17 protein-coding genes are annotated in these 18092 nt (G+C 66.1%); 8 read left to right on the top strand and 9 right to left on the bottom strand.

Annotation, left to right across the window (positions count from 1 at the left end; genetic code table 11):
- The 4 genes from ACFO0J_RS09435 to ACFO0J_RS09420 form a co-directional block, all read right to left on the bottom strand.
- Positions 1-975 carry a beta-ketoacyl-ACP synthase III gene (locus ACFO0J_RS09435; protein WP_376812812.1) on the bottom strand — a complete coding sequence of 325 codons (975 nt, stop codon included), beginning with the start codon at positions 973-975 and terminating at the stop codon, positions 1-3.
- 22 nt (positions 976-997) lie between these two features.
- Positions 998-2035 carry a phosphate acyltransferase PlsX gene (gene plsX / locus ACFO0J_RS09430; protein ID WP_376812811.1) on the bottom strand — a complete coding sequence of 346 codons (1038 nt, stop codon included), beginning with the start codon at positions 2033-2035 and terminating at the stop codon, positions 998-1000.
- Positions 2036-2066: 31 nt separating this feature from the next.
- Complete coding sequence (gene rpmF / locus ACFO0J_RS09425; protein WP_376812810.1) at positions 2067-2249, bottom strand: 50S ribosomal protein L32; 183 nt, start codon at positions 2247-2249, stop codon at positions 2067-2069.
- A gap of 66 nt (positions 2250-2315) precedes the next feature.
- Positions 2316-2816, bottom strand: a complete 501-nt coding sequence (locus ACFO0J_RS09420; protein WP_376812809.1) for a YceD family protein — start codon at positions 2814-2816, stop codon at positions 2316-2318.
- A 112-nt stretch (positions 2817-2928) separates the two neighbouring features.
- On the opposite strand from ACFO0J_RS09420, the gene ACFO0J_RS09415 reads away from it, so the two are divergent.
- Positions 2929-3531 carry a Maf family nucleotide pyrophosphatase gene (locus ACFO0J_RS09415; protein ID WP_376812808.1) on the top strand — a complete coding sequence of 201 codons (603 nt, stop codon included), beginning with the start codon at positions 2929-2931 and terminating at the stop codon, positions 3529-3531.
- Positions 3528-4238, top strand: coding sequence for an SAM-dependent methyltransferase (locus ACFO0J_RS09410; protein WP_376812807.1), 711 nt, complete (start codon positions 3528-3530; stop codon positions 4236-4238). The genes ACFO0J_RS09415 and ACFO0J_RS09410 overlap by 4 nt, the downstream gene beginning before the upstream one ends.
- Here ACFO0J_RS09410 and ACFO0J_RS09405 read toward each other — a convergent pair.
- The 4 genes from ACFO0J_RS09405 to ACFO0J_RS09390 form a co-directional block, all read right to left on the bottom strand.
- On the bottom strand, positions 4235-4867 hold the full coding sequence (locus ACFO0J_RS09405; protein ID WP_376812806.1) for a protein-methionine-sulfoxide reductase heme-binding subunit MsrQ: 633 nt from the start codon (positions 4865-4867) through the stop codon (positions 4235-4237). The genes ACFO0J_RS09410 and ACFO0J_RS09405 overlap by 4 nt on opposite strands.
- 20 nt (positions 4868-4887) lie before the next feature.
- Complete coding sequence (gene msrP, locus ACFO0J_RS09400; protein ID WP_376812805.1) at positions 4888-5850, bottom strand: protein-methionine-sulfoxide reductase catalytic subunit MsrP; 963 nt, start codon at positions 5848-5850, stop codon at positions 4888-4890.
- Positions 5851-5922: 72 nt separating this feature from the next.
- Complete coding sequence (locus tag ACFO0J_RS09395) at positions 5923-6648, bottom strand: HAD-IA family hydrolase (protein ID WP_376812804.1); 726 nt, start codon at positions 6646-6648, stop codon at positions 5923-5925.
- Positions 6645-7604 carry an RluA family pseudouridine synthase gene (locus ACFO0J_RS09390; RefSeq protein WP_376812803.1) on the bottom strand — a complete coding sequence of 320 codons (960 nt, stop codon included), beginning with the start codon at positions 7602-7604 and terminating at the stop codon, positions 6645-6647. Before ACFO0J_RS09390 ends, ACFO0J_RS09395 begins: the two co-directional genes overlap by 4 nt.
- 483 nt (positions 7605-8087) lie before the next feature.
- Here ACFO0J_RS09390 and ACFO0J_RS09385 point away from each other — a divergent pair, with 483 nt between their 5' ends.
- Both ACFO0J_RS09385 and ACFO0J_RS09380 read left to right on the top strand, forming a co-directional pair.
- Positions 8088-11048, top strand: coding sequence for an Rne/Rng family ribonuclease (locus ACFO0J_RS09385; RefSeq protein ID WP_376812802.1), 2961 nt, complete (start codon positions 8088-8090; stop codon positions 11046-11048).
- 125 nt (positions 11049-11173) lie between these two features.
- Complete coding sequence (locus ACFO0J_RS09380; protein WP_376812801.1) at positions 11174-12571, top strand: MFS transporter; 1398 nt, start codon at positions 11174-11176, stop codon at positions 12569-12571.
- Between the two features lie 157 nt (positions 12572-12728).
- Here ACFO0J_RS09380 and ACFO0J_RS09375 read toward each other — a convergent pair whose 3' ends face one another.
- On the bottom strand, positions 12729-13682 hold the full coding sequence (locus ACFO0J_RS09375) for a LysR family transcriptional regulator (protein ID WP_376812800.1): 954 nt from the start codon (positions 13680-13682) through the stop codon (positions 12729-12731).
- A gap of 141 nt (positions 13683-13823) precedes the next feature.
- Here ACFO0J_RS09375 and ACFO0J_RS09370 point away from each other — a divergent pair, with 141 nt between their 5' ends.
- The 4 genes from ACFO0J_RS09370 to ACFO0J_RS09355 are packed head-to-tail and all read left to right on the top strand — an operon-like array spanning position 13824 to position 18088.
- Entirely contained in the window at positions 13824-14888 is a 1065-nt protein-coding gene (locus ACFO0J_RS09370) for an extracellular solute-binding protein (RefSeq protein ID WP_376812799.1), read from the top strand.
- 34 nt (positions 14889-14922) lie between these two features.
- Positions 14923-16158, top strand: coding sequence for a metal-dependent hydrolase family protein (locus tag ACFO0J_RS09365; RefSeq protein ID WP_376812798.1), 1236 nt, complete (start codon positions 14923-14925; stop codon positions 16156-16158).
- Positions 16159-16171: 13 nt separating this feature from the next.
- On the top strand, positions 16172-17035 hold the full coding sequence (locus tag ACFO0J_RS09360) for an ABC transporter permease (protein WP_376812797.1): 864 nt from the start codon (positions 16172-16174) through the stop codon (positions 17033-17035).
- 3 nt (positions 17036-17038) lie between these two features.
- Positions 17039-18088, top strand: a complete 1050-nt coding sequence (locus tag ACFO0J_RS09355; protein ID WP_376812796.1) for an ABC transporter ATP-binding protein — start codon at positions 17039-17041, stop codon at positions 18086-18088.
- Positions 18089-18092 lie beyond the last annotated feature (4 nt).

Below are 18092 nucleotides of genomic sequence, written 5' to 3'. Positions count from 1 at the left end.
TCAGATTTTCACGAGGACGGAGCCCCAGGTGAAGCCGCCGCCCACCCCTTGCAGCAGCACGGTCTGGCCGGCGCGGATGCGGCCGTCGCGCCAGGCGACGTCCAGCGCCAGCGGCACGCTGGCCGCCGAGGTATTGGCGTGCTGATCCAGGGTGACGACGAGTTTTTCCTCGGGCAGGTTGAGCTTGCGGCCGATGAAATTCAGGATGCGGATATTGGCCTGGTGCGGCACCATCCAGTCCAAATCGGACACCTGGATGCCGGCCTCGTCGCAGACTTCGTGCGCCGAGCGCGTCAGGGAATTGACGGCCAGCTTGAACACGGCCTGACCGTCCATGCGCAGGAAAGGATCGCCCGTGACCTGGCCGTCCACGACGTTGCCGGCGGCGCACAGAATATGCTGCTGACGCCCGTCGGCGTTCAATCGCGCGGCCAGGATCCCGGGTTCGTCGGAAGCGCTGACCACCACGGCGCCGGCGCCGTCGCCGAACAGCACGCAGGTCCGGCGGTCGTTCCAGTCGAGGATGCCGGAGAAGACCTCGGCGCCGATGACCAGGGCGTGACGCGCGCGACCGGCGCGCACGAAGGCGTCCGCCGTCGCCAGGGCGTAGACAAAGCCGCTGCACACGGCCTGGACGTCAAAGGCGGCAGCGCCGCCCACGCCCAGATTGGCCTGTACCAGACAGGCGGTGCTGGGGAAGATGAAGTCCGGCGTGGAAGTGGCGACGATGATCAGATCGAGCTGGTCGGCCGTCAGGCCGGCGCTGTCCAGAGCCGCGCGCGCGGCCGCCGTGGCCAGCGTGCTGGTCTTGGTGCCCGGGTCGGCGATGTGGCGCTGGCGGATGCCGGTGCGCTCGGTGATCCAGGCATCGGACGTCTCGATGCCGCGCGTGGCCAGATCGGCGGCCAGATCATCGTTGCTGACGACGCGTGGAGGCAGATAACTGCCCGTTCCTGTGATCCTGGCGTAAGGCATATCAATTCCGGAAAGAGAGGGACTAGGCTGCCGGAGCGGGCGGCCGACCGCGCAAATCGTCGAGACGCTGGATGGTGCCTTCGAGGAGCCCGTTGAGCACGGCCTCGCGGGCCCGTTGCAGCGCCTGGCCATAGGCATAGGCATCGGCGGAGCCATGGCTTTTGATGACGATGCCGCGCAGGCCCAGCAGGGCCGCCCCATTGTAGCGGCGATTATCCACGCGGGCGCGGAATCGCTGCAGGACGGGCGTGGCGACCAGCCCCGCCGTCATGGTGAAGGCGTTGCGGCGGAATTCCTCGCGCATCATGGAGCCGATCATGCGCGCCAGGCCCTCGACGGACTTCAGGACCACGTTGCCGACGAAGCCGTCGCAGACGACCACGTCCACCGTGCCCTTGAAGATGTCATCGCCTTCGACGTTGCCGTAGAAGTTCAGGCCGCTGCCGCGCAGCAGGTCGGACGCCTGCTTGACGACTTCGTTGCCCTTGATGAGCTCTTCGCCGATGTTCAGCAGGCCGACCGAGGGCTGGGCGCGCTGGTCCATGGCGGACACCAGCGCAGCCCCCATGAGGCCGAATTGCAGCAGGTGTTCAGCGGTGCAATCCACGTTGGCGCCCAGGTCCAGGACCGTGGTCGCCCCGCCCTTTTGATTGGGCAGCGCCGTGGCGATGGCCGGACGATCGATGCCGTCCAGCGTCTTCAGCACGTAGCGGGAAATTGCCATCCAGGCGCCGGTATTGCCGGCCGACACCGCAGCGTCGGCACGGCCGTCCTTGACGGCCTGGGCGGCCACCCGCATCGAAGAATCTTTCTTGCGACGCAGGGCGATTTCCACCGAGTCGTGCATGGTGACGACTTCGGAGGCGTGCAGGATCTCGAACTGGCCGGCGGACGCCGCGTTCTGCTGCAGAGCCTGTCGAATCAGGGCCTCGTCGCCGACCAGCAGACACCGGGTATCCGGGTGCGCCTGGGCGAACGCCATCGCTGCCGGTACGGTGACCGGCAGGCCATGGTCACCGCCCATGCAATCGATGGCGATGGTCGGATTGGAATGGGTCATCGGCGCGTGGAAAAACCGTGGCGCAGATGGCTTATTCGTCGTTCTTGGTCTTCAGGACCTTGCGACCGCGATAGGTGCCGTTCGGGCTGATGTGGTGGCGCAGGTGCAGTTCGCCGGTGGTCGGCTCGATGGCCGTGGCGGGCGCCGTGAGGAAATCGTGCGAACGATGCATGCCGCGCTTGGACGGGCTCTTTTTGTTTTGCTGGACAGCCATGATGACTCCTGTGAATCGGGGCCGCTCATTTTAAGGTAAGCACGAGCCCGTGTGTTGAATGAAAATTCAGTCTTTCCCGAACCGTTCCAGGACTGCGAACGGCGAGGGCCGCCGAGGCGGTTCCGGCACATCCCCGTCACCCGGACACACTTCGTGGCGGGGCGCGTAGGGCAGCACCAAAATCAGTTCGTCCTCGACCAGGCCCAGAACGTCCAGTCGCGGGTCGGCGACGAGGTATTCGATATCAGGGCCCTGGCCTTCGGCTTCGAGCGCATCCATGGCTTCCAGTTGCGCCTGGGTTTCCACCAGGCCCAGCGTGCTGGACACGCGCAGCGTCAGGCTGAAGGCCTCCAGGCAGCGCTGGCACATGACCCGCACCGGCCCGTCGGCCTCGACATCCAGCCAGGACTGTCCAGACGGCGCATCGAACCGGCCACGCACCTGCCAGCGGATTTCTCCGTCCTGGGGTTCGGGCAGATCCTGGCATAGGCGCGCCAAATGCTTTGTGCCGATCTTGCCATCCAGGGCGCTGCCGGCCCGCGCGAACCCGGTCGCATCGATGACCATGAAATTTGTTGCTCGGGAAAACTCTAGATGATACTTGATTGAAGGGCATAGGGTCAACGCGCCTGTGGCTTCCCCGCACGTTAAACTGACGCACGTTCATCAGGATCCCCCCATGCCGCTCATCCTGGCTTCCAGTTCGCCCTACCGCCGCACCCTGCTGCAGCGGCTGAATCTGCCCTTTTCCGTCGAATCCCCGGACATCGACGAAAGCCCGCGACCCGGCGAAACGCCGCTGGACCTGTCCCTGCGCCTGGCGCAGGAAAAAGCCGCCGTGATCGCCGCGCGCCACCCCGGCGCCCTGGTGATCGGCTCGGACCAGGTCGCCGTATTCGAGGGCGATCCCATCGGCAAGCCGGGTTCCTTTGAAGCCGCCCGCGACCAGCTGCGCCGCTTCGGCGGCCGCGAAGTCTTGTTCCACACCGCCCTGTGCGTCACCGACGGCCGGCGCCATCTGCTGGAGCAAGTGCCGACCGAATGCCGTTTCCTGGCCCTGGACGACGCCCGGATCGAACATTATCTGCGCGTCGAACAACCCTTTGACACGGCCGGCAGCGCCAAGGCCGAGCAACTGGGCGTCGCGCTGATGGAACGGATGCGCAGCGACGACCCCACCGCCCTGATCGGCCTGCCCCTGATCGCCCTGTGCCGCATGCTGCGGGCCTTTGGCCTGGAACCCCTGGCGGCCCATTCCGGATATCCCGAGATTCAATCATGACCACCACCCTGCACCTGATCCCCGTCGGCCTGGGCCAGGCCGACCCTGAACGCTGGCTGCCCCGGGCCGCCCGCGAAATCACCGCCAGGCTTCGCTATTTCATCGCCGAAAACGCGAAAACGGCACGCGCCTTTCTGAAGCAGATCGAAACCGCGATCCCGCTGCAGGACATCACGATCCATACCCTGAAGCCGGACACGCAGGCGGGTGAAATCCGCGCCTGGCTGAACGCCGTGCCCGCCGGCCAGGACATCGGCCTGGTCTCGGAGGCCGGCTGCCCGGCCGTTGCGGACCCCGGCGCCCTGGTCGTGGCCCAGGCGCACGCCGCCGGGATCCGGGTCGTGCCCTGGACGGGACCGTCATCCATCATGCTGGGCCTGATGGCCAGCGGCCTGCAAGGCCAGCGCTTTGCCTTCCATGGCTACGCGCCGGTCAAGGCGCACGAGCGCGACGCCCAGTTGCGCGCCTGGGAATCGGCATCCCATAAACAGCAGCAGACCCAGATCCTGATCGAGACCCCCTACCGCAACGCCGCGCTGTTCGAGGCGCTGCTGCGCACCCTGCGCGACACGACGCGGTTGTGCATCGCCAGCGCCTTGACCTGCGACGACGAGACCATCGCCACGCGCAGCGTCGCTCAATGGCGCAAGGCCGGCCCGCCGGATTTCGAGCGCAAGCCGACCCTGTTCCTGTACCTGGCGGACTAGCGCCGCCAACCGCGCCACCACCCCGGCAGGCGGGCGGCCAGCAGCAGCACCAGGATCACGGCGTACAGGCGCGGCTCCAGGAAGTCGTTCTTGCCCGCCCGCATCCAGTCGAAGTGCAAGACCGACAGGAGGGCGGCCGGGTAGACCAGCGTGTGCAGGCGCTTCCAGTTTCGTCCCAGGCGCCGCATCCAGCCCTGGGTCGAGGTCGCCGCCAGCGGCGCCAGGCACAGCACGGCCAAGGCGCCCACGCCGATGAAATCGCGCTGCCACAGATCCGCCCACATCGAGGCCGGCACCCAGCCCCGGTCCCAGAGCGCCCAGGCCAGGACGTGCAGCACGGTATAGAAAAAGGCATACAGCCCCAGCTTGCGCCGGTGGCGCAGCAGGCCGGACCAGCCCAGCCGGCGCACCGGCGTCACGGCCAGGGTGGCCCACAACAGGACCAGCGCCCAGATGCCGCTGGAGCGCGTCAGGAATTCCTGTGAATTGACGCCCAGGCCCCCGGTCGCGCCCAGCGCAATCCAGCGCAGCAGGGGAAACAGGCCGCAGGCGTGGATGCAGACACCCAAAACCCAGCCGCCGCCCGGACGCGGGCGGCCCGCCCCGGAGCCCGAAACCGGGGGGTGCATCCTCTCCGCACGCGCGCCCATCAGAAATTGCGCGCCAGATCCATGCCCTGATACAAGCCGGCCACGGCGTCGCCGTAGCCATTGAAGGGCTGGGTGGGCAGCCGGGGCGAGAACCACCCCGTGCCGATGCGGTGTTCGGTTTCCTGGCTCCAGCGGGGATGCGGCACCGCCGGGTTCACATTGGCATAGAAGCCGTATTCCCGGGGTGCGGCGCGCATCCAGCTGGTGACCGGCGGCTCCGCCTGCAAACGGATGCCGACCAGCGACTTGGCGGATTTGAAACCGTATTTCCAGGGTACGATCACCCGCAGCGGCGCGCCGTTCTGCGGCGGCAGGGCGCGGCCGTAGACACCAAAGGTCAGCAAGGCCAGCGGGTGCATGGCCTCGTCCAGACGCAGGCCCTCGACATAGGGCCAGTCCAGCACGCCCTGCGCCACGCCCGGCATGGCCTCGGGCTGCAGCGCCGTCGTGAATACCACATAGCGCGCATCCGCCGTCGGCTCGACCTGCTTCAATAAATGAGACAGGGAATAACCGGTCCAGGGCACCACCATGGACCAGGCCTCGACGCAACGCAGCCGGTAGACGCGTTCTTCCAGGGGCGCCAGACGCCGCAGCGCATCCAGGTCCAGCGTCAGGGGCTTGCGCACCGCGCCATCGATCCGCACCGTCCAGGGTTCCAGCCGCATCCGCCCCGCATATTTGGCCGGATCGCCCTTGTCGGTGCCGAACTCGTAGAAATTGTTGTAGGTGGTGATGTCGCGCCAGGTGTTGGGCGGCTCGTCGGTCGACCAATGCGCATCACGCGGGGCTTCCAGCGCGGGACCTGCGGGTCCGTCGGCATCCGCCGCCCGGGCCAGGCCCGTCGCGCCCAGCGCCAGAGAGCCCAGCGCCGCCTGCTGCAGCCAGCGTCGCCGCGACCGCCAGATGGGTTCGGGGGTGATTTCAGAGGGCCGGATGCCGATGTCCCAGGGTGTGCGCATGATGAATCCGCCTGGAGGAAGACAATCCAGTTTAGACCTTCATCAGGCGAAAAAGTTCTTGACCCGGGGCGATCAGCCTCCCGCGCGCGCCCGGATCCAGGCCTGCATCTCGGGCACCGTGGCCGCCAGCGCCGTCGGCCGGGCGGATTCCAGCAGGGACGGCTTGTGCGCCCCGTAGGCGACCGCCAGACTGTCCACCCCCGCCGCCTGCGCCATCAGCACGTCGTGGGTGGTGTCGCCCACCATCAGCACCGTGCCCGGGTCCAGATCCAGTTCGTCCAGCAACTGCAGCAGCATGTCCGGGTCCGGCTTGCCGCGCGCCTCGTCCACCGTGCGCGTGGCGCGGAACAGGCCCCGCAGGTCCAGGCGCTCGATCGAGTCATCCAGGCCGCGCCGGCTCTTGCCCGTGGCCACGCCCAGAATCGCGCCGCCCGCGTGCAGATCACGCAAGAGCTGCGTCTGGCCTTCGAAAAAATGCATTTCGTGCTGCAAGGCCATGAAATGCGCGCGGTAACGGTCCACGAACGCATCCTGGCGGTCGGCGCCCAGTTCCGGCACCAGGCGGTACAAGGCCGCCTGCAGCGACAGCCCGATCACCCAGCCGGCTTCTTCGCGGGACGGTTCGCGCAGCCCCAGGTCACGGCAGGCGCCCAGCAGCGCCTCGACGATGTGATAGGTGGAATCCAGCAGGGTGCCGTCCCAGTCGAAGATCACGGCGCGGTACCGTGCGGCCGGCGCAGCCGCGAGACTCGATGCGGAGGAAGTCGCAATCGGAGCGACAGGGTCAGGGGCGTTCATGAACGGGCATGCTCCAGTTGATCCAGCAGCGCCCGGCAGGCGGGCGGCAGCGGCGCTTCAAAGACCAGGGGGGCGCCGGACACCGGATGGGGGATTTCCAGCCGGTGCGCATGCAGGAACATGCGTCGGAAGCCCTGGGCGGCCAGGGCGGCGCGCACGGCGTCCGGCCCGTATTTTTCGTCCCCGGCGATCGGATGGCCCTGCGATGCCAAGTGCACCCGGATCTGGTGGGTGCGCCCGGTGCGCAATTCGGCCCCCACCAGGGAATAACGTCCGGCATAACGGCGCTGCAAAGTCATGATGGTGTGAGCCGGTTTGCCCAAGGCATCGACGCGCACCCGGCGCTCGCCGTCCGGGGTCAGGTATTTCAGCAGGGGCAGGCGGATATGCTGGCGGTCGTTGACCCAATCGCCCACGACCAGCGCCAGATAGTGCTTGCGCCCCAGGCTTTCGCGCATCATGTCGTGCAGGGCCACCAGGGCCTTGCGGCTGCGCGCCACCATCAGCACGCCCGAGGTCTCCCGATCCAGGCGATGGGCCAGTTCCAACAGGCGTTCGTCCGGACGCGCCGCACGCAACTGCTCGATCACGCCAAAGGACACCCCGCTGCCGCCGTGCACCGCCACCCCGGCGGGCTTGTCGATCACCAGCAGGTGTTCGTCTTCGTACAGCACGGGAAAGGCGGCCGGCGGCGCCGGCGGCGTGGCGCCGGGCGCGGGCAGGCGCAGCGGCGGCACACGCACCGTATCGCCGGATGCCAGACGGGTCTCCGCCCGGCAGCGGCCCTTGTTCACCCGGACCTGACCGTCGCGGATGGCCTTGTAGATGTGACTTTTAGGGACGCCTTTGCAGATCCGCAGCAGGAAATTGTCCAGCCGCTGCCCCTCGTGCTCGGTCCCCACGACCACCTGGCGGACGGCGGGTGGAGGAACCGGAGAATCAACTATTTTGCGCATAGGGAAAAGCGGCATATAATCGCAACAGCCCATAGAGGCTGGAAACCGCCGGACGTAGAGACGCAATGGATGCATCTCCGTCGGGCAAGCAGGGACTCCATTGTACTGCCTCACTTCCAGCCTCCAGGTCCTTGGTCGCCGGCTCCGTCCCGCTTCCCTCCCCCGCGCGCTACCGCCGGGCGCTGGAATCGACGTCAGGCCGCGTGCGACGCCGCAGATTCTGCTCGCTCTTCCGCACCGGACGCGGCCCACCGCTCGCGTTCGCCGTTCCCAGCAATCATTTCGTCAACCACACATCGTGCCCTTGACCTCCCTGCTGACCGAACCCCGCGCCTACCGGCGCACCGTGCCCCCTCCCCAGGAGATCGGCGCGGTCTGACTTCGTCAGCGCACCGACCCCCTCGCAGACTGTCGCATCGCACACCGAGTGACCCGTGGCCGTGCGCCGAATCCGGCGCGCCCTGACTACGGAGAAACCCACTCATGAAACGCATGCTGTTCAATGCGACGCACCAAGAAGAATTACGCGTCGCGATTGTCGATGGCCAGAAGCTGATCGATCTGGACATCGAAACCGCCGGGCGCGAACAGCGCAAAGGCAATATCTACAAGGGTGTCATCACCCGGATCGAACCCGGCCTGGAAGCCTGCTTCGTCAACTACGGGGAAGACCGCCACGGCTTCCTGCCCTTCAAGGAAGTCGCCCGCACGTACTTCAAAGAAGGCGTGGACGTGCGCAGCGCCCGCATCCAGGACGCCCTGAGCGAAGGCCAGGAACTCATCATCCAGGTCGAAAAGGAAGAGCGCGGCAACAAGGGCGCAGCCCTGACCACCTTCATCTCCCTGGCCGGCCGCTACCTGGTGCTGATGCCCAACAATCCGCGCGGCGGCGGCGTGTCGCGCCGGGTCGAAGGCGAAGACCGCCAGGAACTGCGCGACACCATGGACCAGCTGGAAATCCCGGCCGGCATGAGCATGATCGCCCGCACCGCCGGCATCGGCCGCGGCGTCGAAGAACTGCAATGGGACCTGAACTACCTGCTGCAGCTCTGGACCGCCATTGACGGCGCCGCGCGTGAAAACAAGGCGCCGATCCTGATCTATCTGGAATCCAGCCTGGTCATCCGCGCCATCCGCGACTATTTCTCGCCGGAAATCGGCGAAATCCTGATCGACACGGACGACATCCACGATCAGGCGACCGCCTTCATGAGCGTGGTCATGCCGGACAACGTCAATCGCGTGAAGCGCTACCGCGACGACGTGCCCCTGTTCTCCCGCTTCCAGATCGAACACCAGATCGAAACCGCCTACTCGCGCACGGTCACCCTGCCCTCGGGCGGCGCCATCGTGATCGATCACACCGAGGCTCTGGTCGCGGTCGACGTCAACTCCGCACGCTCGACGCGCGGCGCCGACATCGAAGAAACCGCCCTGCGCACCAACCAGGAGGCCGCCGACGAAGTCGCCCGCCAACTGCGCCTGCGCGACCTGGGCGGACTGATCGTGATCGACTTCATCGACATGGAGGACAGCAAGAACCAGCGCGCCGTCGAACAGCGCCTGCGTGATGCCCTGCATTTCGACCGAGCCCGCGTCCAGATGGGCAAGATCTCCCGCTTCGGCCTGATGGAACTGTCCCGCCAGCGCCTGCGCCCGGCCCTGAACGAAGGCTCGCACGTCACCTGCCCGCGCTGCACCGGCACCGGCGTGATCCGCGACGCCGAATCCAGCGCCCTGCACGTGCTGCGCCTGCTCCAGGAAGAAGCCATGAAGGAAGGCACGGCCGCCCTGCACGCTCAGGTGCCGGTCGACGTCGCCACCTTCCTGCTGAACGAAAAGCGCCGCGACATCGGCCAGATCGAATCCCGCCTGAAGGTCAATCTGGTCCTGATCCCGAACAAGTCCCTGGAAACGCCGCATCACCACATCGAGCGCCTGCGCCACGATGATCCGCGCCTGGACGAGAACAAGACCAGCTTCGAACTCACGCAAGAACCCGAAGACAAGCTCGTCTGGCAGCCGAACAAGGCCCAGGAAGCCAAGACCCGCCCCGAAGCCCTGGTCAAGGGCATCCAGCCCTCCCAGCCGGCCCCGGCCCACGTCGAACGCGCCCCCCGCGCCACCGAGGCCGCCGCACCCGCGGCGGCGCCGGCCGCGCCCCAAGGCGGCCTGCTCAAGCGCCTGTTTGGCTGGCTCACCGGCTCGACGGCTGAAACCGCCGCCCCCGCTGCGGCCGCACCGGCCGCACCCGCCCCGTCCCGTGAATCCGGTGACGGCCGCCGCCGCGGCGGCGCTTCCAACCGCAATGGCGGCCGACGCGGCGAACGCCGTCAGGACGCCCCGCGCGGCGAACGCAGCGGCCGTGGCGACCGCGCCGAGCGTGGCGAACGCACGGAACGGTCGGAACGCGCTGATCGTCCCGAACGCAGCGAGGGCCGTCCGGCCTCGCGCCGCGAACGCCCGGCCGCCGAAACCGTCCAACCGGTCCAGGCCGACAACGCCGCCCTGACCGAAGTCCTGGACGACACCGCCGAACCGCGCCGCGGCCGTAACCGCCGCGGCCGTGGCCGCAGCCGCCCGGAAGAAACCGCAGTCCAGACGGGCGAAGCGATCGCCCTGCAGGCCGACGAACTGAACGCGGCTCCGGCCCCCGAAACCGCGCCGGCCCAGGCCGAGGCCAACCCTTACGGCCTGCCCGACGCGCCGCAAAGCCCGTCCGCCGACGAAGCACAGGACGACGACGCGCTCGTCGCCGGCCCGGCCGTGGACGCAGATGCGGACACCGACACGGATCCGGACAATCCGGAACGCAAGCGCCGCCGCCGTCGCGGCCGCCGCGGTCGTCGCAATGGTGACGCCGCCGATACGACGTCCACCGAGGACATCTCGGCCGACAGCGACACGACGCCGACCATCGAAACGCACGAAACCCCGCGCTTCGATCCCGAAGTCCTGGTCAGCGAAACGCCGGCCGCATCGGTCGCAGCCGAAGCCGTGACCACGACGGCTGACGAAGCCCGTGCCGAAGCGCCCGCCGCCGAAGCCGCGGCCCCGGCGCCCGTGATCACCGAAGCGCCCGCCGCTCCGGTCGAAACCGCGCCTGTCGCCCCTGTGGCCGAAGAAGCGCCGGTGGCGGTGGAAACGGCCCCGGTCGCCCCGGTCCAGGCCGAACCTGCTCCGGTCCAGGCTGAACCCGCTCCGGTCCAGGCCGAGCCCGCTCCGGCTCAGGCTGAACCCGCTCCGGCTCCCGTACCGGACGCGTCCAGCCCGATCGCCCTGCCCTCGGACGAATCCCTGCAAGCCGTCGGCATGCAGATGATCGAGACCCGCTCCAGCACGCCTTACGTGCCGCCCGCGCCGCCCAAGCCCCTGGGCCGCGCCCGCAAGCCGGCCGCCGTGGTGCAAAGCGAACCGCTGCAGCAGGTGGAAACCTCGGATTGAGGCAGCAGCCTCAGGCAAAATGCCCGAAACTCTGTTTCGGGCATTTTTTTCGACTGCATTTCCAAAGAAACAGACCAGACCATGCGAAACGACCGAGGCATCACGCCACACCCCGGGCGCACCCCATGAGCGTACTCCAGGACACACGCCTGCGGCTGGTGACCTTTCTCGTCACCGGCGCCATGTTCATGGAGACGCTGGACGGCAACATCATCGCCACCGCCCTGCCGGACATGGGCCGTTCGTTCGGCGTCGACGCAGTGCAACTGAACATCGCCATCAGCGCCTACCTGCTGGCGCTGGGGGCCTTCATCCCGGTCAGCGGCTGGGTGACCGACCGCTACGGCCCACGCCGTGTGTTCGCCGCCGCCATCGCCGGCTTCACCCTGACCTCATTGGGCTGCGGTCTGGTTGAAAGCCTGGATGCCTTCATCGCCCTGCGAGTGCTGCAAGGCGCCAGCGGCGCGCTGATGGTGCCCGTCGGCCGGCTGCTGGTGCTGCGCTATACGCCGCCCTCGCAGCGCATGGTGGCAATGTCCAACCTGGTCTGGCCGGCCCTGGTGGCGCCGGTGATCGCGCCGCCGCTGGGCGGCTTCATCGCCAGCCATCTGCACTGGCACTGGATCTTCTTTCTCAATGTGCCCCTGGGCATTCTGGGCCTGGGTCTGGCGCTGTGGCTGATCCCGACGATAGAGCCGCCGCCGCGCCAGCCCTTCGACTGGACCGGCTTCATCCTGTGCGGCCTGGGCATCTTCGGCCTGCTGGGCGCGCTGGAATGGCTGGCCGCCTCGGTCAATGCCGCCGGGTTTGCCCTGCTGGCCTGCGGCATGGCCCTGATCCTGGCCGCGCTGCGGCACCTGCGCCGCGCAGCAGCCCCGATGCTGAGCCTGACGCCCATGCGCATCGCCACCTTTCGCGTCGTGATGCTGGGCGGCTCGGCCACGCGGATGGCAATCAGCAGCCTGCCCTTCCTGCTGCCGCTGATGCTGCAGCTGGGCTTCGGCCTGGACGCCTTTCAGGCGGGTTTGCTGTTGCTGGTGGTGTTTGCCGGCAACCTGGGCATGAAGGCGGTGACCACGCCCATTCTGCGCCGTTTCGGCTATCGGCAGGTGATGCTGTGGAACGGACTGCTGGCGGCGGCCAGCCTGGCCGCCTGTGCGCTGCTGACCCCGACGCTGCCGCTGGCCGTGCTGCTGCCCATCCTGTTCATCCACGGCATGGCCCGCTCGATGCAGTTCACCTGCCTGGGCACGCTCGCCTTCGCCGACGTAACCGAGACCCGCATGGCCGACGCCAACGGGCTGTTCAACGTTGTCACGCGGCTTGCCATGGCGGCCGGCATCACGCTGGGGGCCCTGGCGATCCGCGTGGGCGACGCACTGGCCGGCGCGCTGGACATCACCGGACCGGTGTTTCCCTATCGCGCCGCCTTCATGATCGCCGCCGTGATCGCCCTGATCGGGTTGATCGACACGGTGCGGCTGCCCAAGGATGCGGGCGATCACTTCGTGGCGCGGGGCTAGTGTCCTGTTTGGCTAATTCAAATACTCATCTTCGGCGCCTGGGCTCGCCATACTGCGTTGCAAATTCTCGCGATAGCCTGGCTATCGCTGCGGTTTGCGCCTTGCCTGACAAGCCCATGCATCCGAATCTGAATGCACGAACTAACCAAACAGGACACTAGGCAGGCCGTGCCGGCGATCGAACCTGATCCGCCTGAGCGCTTTCCCTGAAGGCCACGGCGCGCAGGTGCTCGATCAGCGTCTGAGTGGCGATGCTCTGCGCCCCCGTGCTCGAAGTGACCAGGCACACGGGTAGAAGCAGCCGGGGCCAGATAGGCACGCTCACGTAATGCTCATCGGTATAGTAGTCCGCCGCCAGGCTGTCCACGACCGCGATGCAATCAGATTGCTTGGCCATCTGGCAGGCCGTGACGGACATTTCGACCCGGCAGCGCACATTGCGCGACAGCGGCCCCCGCTGAAAATGCGGACCGATGATCTGTTCGATCTCCAGACCCGTCCCCAGGATGAACGGATACCCCACCAGGTCATCGAGCATCAGGCGCTGGCGGCGGCCCAGGGCATGATGCCTCGGGACCAGGCAAGACACATACATGGTGAAAAGCTCGGTCTGGACAGCCGATGGGCGGTCCATGAGCTTGACGCCGATACCCAGGTCAACCTGGCCGGTCTCGGCGAAATCCATGACGGCCACGCTGTTGGCAATGTTCAGCCGGACGTCGAGCTGGCTGATATCCCAGAACGGAGCCAAGGCCCGGGACAGCCAATGGGTGGCGATTGAAGGGCTGGCGCAGATTGAAAGCTCGCCATGCTGGAGATTGCGGATGTTGGCTGCGAGCCGGTTGAGCACTTCGACCGAAGCGTGGGCGCGCCCGACCTGCTCCGCCAACAGCAATGACTCCGCCGTAGGAACCAGGCGATTGCCCTGTCGATGGAACAGCTTGATGCCCAGAGACTGCTGCAGGGTCTGGAGCTGCTTGCTGACCGCCGGCTGGGAGATATGCATGGCCGCCGCCGCATCGGTCAGCGTGCGGGAATTGATCACGCGGTAGAGCAGATCCGCCTGATGAAGGCTGAGCTTTCTGAAGGAATTCTTCTCTTTTTTTTCCATATATTTTAATTATGCTCCGATCATATATATTCATTTTACTATATGTACTGGTTCTCCTACACTTTGTCGAAGCCCCACCCCTCGGCGGCCTCAGACGTCGCAACCAATAGCGGCGCAGCTCACAAATGACAGGAGACGGACATGAATGGAATGGATCGCAGGCGCTTTCTCGCGCTGACCTCAAGCATGGGGGCGCTCGCCACAGCGCCCTGGATTCCAGGCCTGAGCCTGGCTGCCGGAAAAGGCGTGTCCTGCAAGGATCTGGTCGTAGGCACCTGGGGCGGGGACAATCAGACCCTGTTCGACAAGTACATCACCGAGCCCTACGTCAAACCCGCAGGCGGCTCCATCATCTATGACGTCGGCGACTATACGAGCCGCATGACCAAGATGCGCGCATCGCGCAATGCGCACCGCGCCGCAATGGATATTTCCACACTCGGCGACATCGACATGCTCGAAATGTCTGAAGCGGGCACCCTGGCGCCCGTCGACGAGGCGCACGTGCCCAACTTGGCGAACGTGTACGAAGATTTCCGCGTGTCGTACGCCGTGCCCCACTTCTACAGCGCCATGGCGCTGGTTTACAACCCGGAGCGCATGGATCGCCCCGCCTCCCTGCGCGATGCGTTGAATCCCAAGTATCGCGGGCGCTTCGCCTTCTCCAACACCCCTGATCTGCATAATGTGCTGTTTTCAACCCTGGCGGGCGGCGGAGACGGCTCGAGCTTCGACCCGGCCTACAAATTCCTGCGGGAATTACGCAAGAACGAACCCAAGGTCTTCCCGTCCAACGAGGCGCTTGCCGTGGCCTTGAAGTCGGGCGATGTCTGGATGAGCTGCATCTGGAAGGCGCGCGGCCTGCAATGGAAGAAAGCCGGCCTGCCGCTGGAGCTCGTCTTTCCCGAAGAAGGATCCGTCACGACGACTTTCATGGTCGCAGCGACCAGGAACAGCAAATCGCTCGACTGCGCCTATGCCTATCTGAACGCCGCATTGGAACCCGCCGCACAGCGAGGGTTCGCCGAATCGTTCGGCTACGCGCCTACCGTCCGAAACGCCGACCTGCCCGCAGAGCTGGCCGCGAACGTCTCTTTCACGGACGAAGAGCGCAAGCGCTTCATGAAGCTGGACTACCACAAGGTCATCGCCGAAAAACAGGCCTTGCTGGATTTCTGGGCAAAGGAATTCAAATTTGGCCTTTGAGCCCCTTCCGACTGTCTGATCTCACAACTGACCCATGGACGCCCTCATCCTGAAAAACGCGACCCTGCTCGACCTGCCCGCACGGGACAGGTTGGAGGGCCGCGACATCGTCATCGAAGCAGGCCGGATCAAGGAGGTGTCCGATCGCCCGGCCTCCTCTGCCGCAGCGCGCAGCATCGACCTCAAAGGCCGGACTGTCCTGCCCGGCCTGATCGACCTGCACGTACACGTCATGGCGACCCAACTCAACCTCGGAGCACAGCCCCTGGTGCCGAACATCCGGGTCGCACTCAAGGCCGTCCCGATCCTCAAAGGCATGCTGCACAGGGGTTTCACCACGGTGCGTGATGCTGGCGGTGCGGGCTTTGCGCTGAAGAGCGCCGTCGAAGAAGGGATCGTCGACGGACCGCGTCTGTTCGTGGCCGGCAAATCGCTGAGCCAAACGGCCGGCAACGGCGACACGCGCATGCGCCTCGACTACCTTGACCCAGGCTGCCCGTGCTGCAGCCGCCTGGGCGCGCTCAGCCGGGTTTGCGACGGCGTGGACAATGTGCTGCGCGCGGCCCGCGAAGAGTTCAAGATGGGGGCCGACCACATCAAGGTCATGGCCAGCGGCGGCGTTTCCTCGCCCACGGACAGCATCGGCACCCTGGGGTTTTCCGCCCCCGAGCTGCTGGCGATCGTCGGCGAGGCGACCGCGCGCGGCTCCTACGTCATGGCGCATGCCTACTCCGCGGCTTCGATCCGGCACGCCGTCACCTGCGGCGTACGCACCATCGAACACGGCAATCTCATCGATGACGAGACGGCCGCGCTCATGGCCGAGAAGCGCGTCTATGCCGTGCCTACCCTGGCCACCTTCGCGATCCTCACCCGCTATAGCGACAGCTACGACCTGTCGCCTTCGGCAATCGCCAAGCTCACCAGCGTACGCGATGCCGGGTTTGAATCTCTGGAAATTTTCCGGCGCCACGGCGTCAAGATGGGGTATGGAACGGACCTGCTGGGCGAGTCCCACCTCCACCAGAACGAGGAGTTCAACCTGCGGGCGCGCGTCCTTTCTCCTTGGGAAATCATCGAAAGCGCCACGACCATCGGCGCGGAGGTACTGGGCATGCAAGGACAGATCGGCGTCATCGCGCCCGGCGCCCTGGCGGACCTGGTCATCGTGAACGGCTCGCCCATCGATGACATCGGGCTCCTTGCAAAGCCCGATGCCGGTCTGTCAGCAGTCATGAAAGGCGGCTCATTCGTGCGCAACAGCCTGTAAACCAGGAGGAAAGATGATGAGCCCCAAGGCCACACATGCAGCTCCGGCACGCCACACGCCCGCCAGGCGTCGACGCATTGCCTGGGGCCGCGTCATCCACCGGGCCTTCGTAGCCCTGATGTTCTTCTACATCCTGTGCCCCTTGATCTTCGTGGTCTGGCTGAGCTTCTTCCGCGATCCGATCATGTACTTCCCCCCTTCGGGCTATACCCTGTCCTGGTACGTCAAAGCATGGGAAAACGAGGCCTTCACGTCCGGTTTCCTGCTGAGCATCCAGGTTGCAATCTACGCCGCCGTATGCGGGGTCATCCTGGGCGTCCTGGCGGCGGTGGGCATCGTCCGGTTCCGGGTGCCCGGGGCCAAATGGATCAATACACTGCTGCTCTCTCCCATCCTCATGCCGGGCATCGTGGCCGGTATCGCGATCTACCTGTTCTACCTGAATGCAGAAGAATGGCTCGACGCCCAGGTCGTCGGCACCTACAGCGGCCTGGTCCTGGCGCATGTCTGCCTGACCATTCCCTGGACGGTCCGGCTGGTCTCCGCCAGCCTGGTGGGCCTGGACCCCTCGATTGAGGAAGCCGCCCGAAATCTGGGCGCCAACGGCCGGGTCGCCTTTCTGCGGGTCACCTTGCCCATGATGCGACCCGCCGTCGTGGCCGCCACCCTGTTCAGCTTCGTGGTGTCCTTCGAAAACCTCGAGCTGTCCCTGTCGCTGGCCGGACCGGGCCGCACGACGCTGCCGGTCGTGGTGATGCAGTATCTGCAATTCAATCTGGACCCGGCCATCGCCGCAGTCGCTGCAATCCAGATCGTGCTGCTCGGTCTGATCATGCTGGTGACCGACCGCTTCGTCAAATTAAGTCAGGTAGTGTAAAAAATGGCGCACGTATCCATACAAGATCTACGCAAGCAGTTCGGCGACTCGGTGGCCGTGGAAGCGGTCACGCTCGACATCGCTGACGGCGAACTCATCGCCTTTCTCGGCCCCAGCGGATGCGGCAAGACGACCACGCTGCGCATGATCGCCGGCTTCATAGAGCCCACGGCCGGCGCCATCCACATCGGCGGGACCGAAGTGACCCATGTGCCGGTGCACAAGAGAAATACCGGCATGGTGTTCCAGCGATATGCCTTGTTTCCCCATATGACGGTGACGCAGAACGTCGCGTTCGGTCTGGAAATGCACAAGGTGCCCATGTCCGAACGAGACGGGCGCATCCGGCAGGTGCTGGACATGCTGCACATGACGCGCCTGAAAGACCGCTATCCGCGCCAACTGTCCGGCGGACAGCAGCAGCGCGTGGCGATCGCGCGCGCCCTGGCAATCCAGCCGAAGGTATTCCTGCTGGACGAGCCCCTGTCCAATCTGGATGCCAGCCTGCGCGTGGAAGTGCGGGAAGAAATCCGCACGCTGCAACAGCGCCTTGGTCTGACCACGATCTTCGTGACCCATGACCAGGACGAGGCCATGGCCATATCCGATCGCATGGCCATCATGAACAATGGCGTGGTGCAGCAGATCGGCGCGCCCGAGGACGTGTACGAGCGCCCGGCAAATCTCTTCGTCGCGGATTTCCTGGGCAAAATGAACTTCTTCGAAGGACAGACCGTAAGCCACGATCTGTTCCAGAGCGCCCACGGCGCGCAGGTGCGGGCCGCCCGGCTGACTCAGGACATCAGGCATGTCGGCATCCGGCCGGAACGGGTGCGCCTGGTCGCCGGCGCGCAGGTCGACAATGCGCTGCCAGGCGTCATCGAATCCGTGACCTACCTGGGCTCGGTGCTCTCCATCCACATGCGCCTCGACAGCGGCGAGCGGATCTCCAGCCTGGTCAGCAATTCCGCAGAATTCAGTACGGTCCCGCGTCGCGCGGGGGACCGCGCCCATGCCTGCTTTCAGGCAGGCGACTGCATCCTGTTTTCCTGACCGG

The organism is Castellaniella hirudinis (genome assembly GCF_042651965.1).
Lineage (GTDB): Bacteria > Pseudomonadota > Gammaproteobacteria > Burkholderiales > Burkholderiaceae_B > Castellaniella > Castellaniella hirudinis.
Note: the sequence above shows the minus strand (reverse complement) of the source record. Positions and strands in the feature narration are given on the sequence as shown.

What these genes read in the sequence shown, in the direction of transcription:
- ACFO0J_RS09395 (WP_376812804.1), bottom strand. Translation starts at nt 6,648, where the DNA reads ATGAACGCCCCTGACCCTGTCGCTCCGATTGCGACTTCCTCCGCATCG.
- ACFO0J_RS09385 (WP_376812802.1), top strand. Translation starts at nt 8,088, where the DNA reads ATGAAACGCATGCTGTTCAATGCGACGCACCAAGAAGAATTACGCGTC.
- ACFO0J_RS09390 (WP_376812803.1), bottom strand. Translation starts at nt 7,604, where the DNA reads ATGCGCAAAATAGTTGATTCTCCGGTTCCTCCACCCGCCGTCCGCCAG.
- plsX (WP_376812811.1), bottom strand. Translation starts at nt 2,035, where the DNA reads ATGACCCATTCCAATCCGACCATCGCCATCGATTGCATGGGCGGTGAC.
- ACFO0J_RS09375 (WP_376812800.1), bottom strand. Translation starts at nt 13,682, where the DNA reads ATGGAAAAAAAAGAGAAGAATTCCTTCAGAAAGCTCAGCCTTCATCAG.
- ACFO0J_RS09360 (WP_376812797.1), top strand. Translation starts at nt 16,172, where the DNA reads ATGATGAGCCCCAAGGCCACACATGCAGCTCCGGCACGCCACACGCCC.
- rpmF (WP_376812810.1), bottom strand. Translation starts at nt 2,249, where the DNA reads ATGGCTGTCCAGCAAAACAAAAAGAGCCCGTCCAAGCGCGGCATGCAT.
- ACFO0J_RS09365 (WP_376812798.1), top strand. Translation starts at nt 14,923, where the DNA reads ATGGACGCCCTCATCCTGAAAAACGCGACCCTGCTCGACCTGCCCGCA.
- ACFO0J_RS09420 (WP_376812809.1), bottom strand. Translation starts at nt 2,816, where the DNA reads ATGGTCATCGATGCGACCGGGTTCGCGCGGGCCGGCAGCGCCCTGGAT.
- ACFO0J_RS09370 (WP_376812799.1), top strand. Translation starts at nt 13,824, where the DNA reads ATGAATGGAATGGATCGCAGGCGCTTTCTCGCGCTGACCTCAAGCATG.
- ACFO0J_RS09355 (WP_376812796.1), top strand. Translation starts at nt 17,039, where the DNA reads ATGGCGCACGTATCCATACAAGATCTACGCAAGCAGTTCGGCGACTCG.
- ACFO0J_RS09405 (WP_376812806.1), bottom strand. Translation starts at nt 4,867, where the DNA reads ATGCACCCCCCGGTTTCGGGCTCCGGGGCGGGCCGCCCGCGTCCGGGC.
- ACFO0J_RS09435 (WP_376812812.1), bottom strand. Translation starts at nt 975, where the DNA reads ATGCCTTACGCCAGGATCACAGGAACGGGCAGTTATCTGCCTCCACGC.
- ACFO0J_RS09410 (WP_376812807.1), top strand. Translation starts at nt 3,528, where the DNA reads ATGACCACCACCCTGCACCTGATCCCCGTCGGCCTGGGCCAGGCCGAC.
- msrP (WP_376812805.1), bottom strand. Translation starts at nt 5,850, where the DNA reads ATGCGCACACCCTGGGACATCGGCATCCGGCCCTCTGAAATCACCCCC.
- ACFO0J_RS09415 (WP_376812808.1), top strand. Translation starts at nt 2,929, where the DNA reads ATGCCGCTCATCCTGGCTTCCAGTTCGCCCTACCGCCGCACCCTGCTG.
- ACFO0J_RS09380 (WP_376812801.1), top strand. Translation starts at nt 11,174, where the DNA reads ATGAGCGTACTCCAGGACACACGCCTGCGGCTGGTGACCTTTCTCGTC.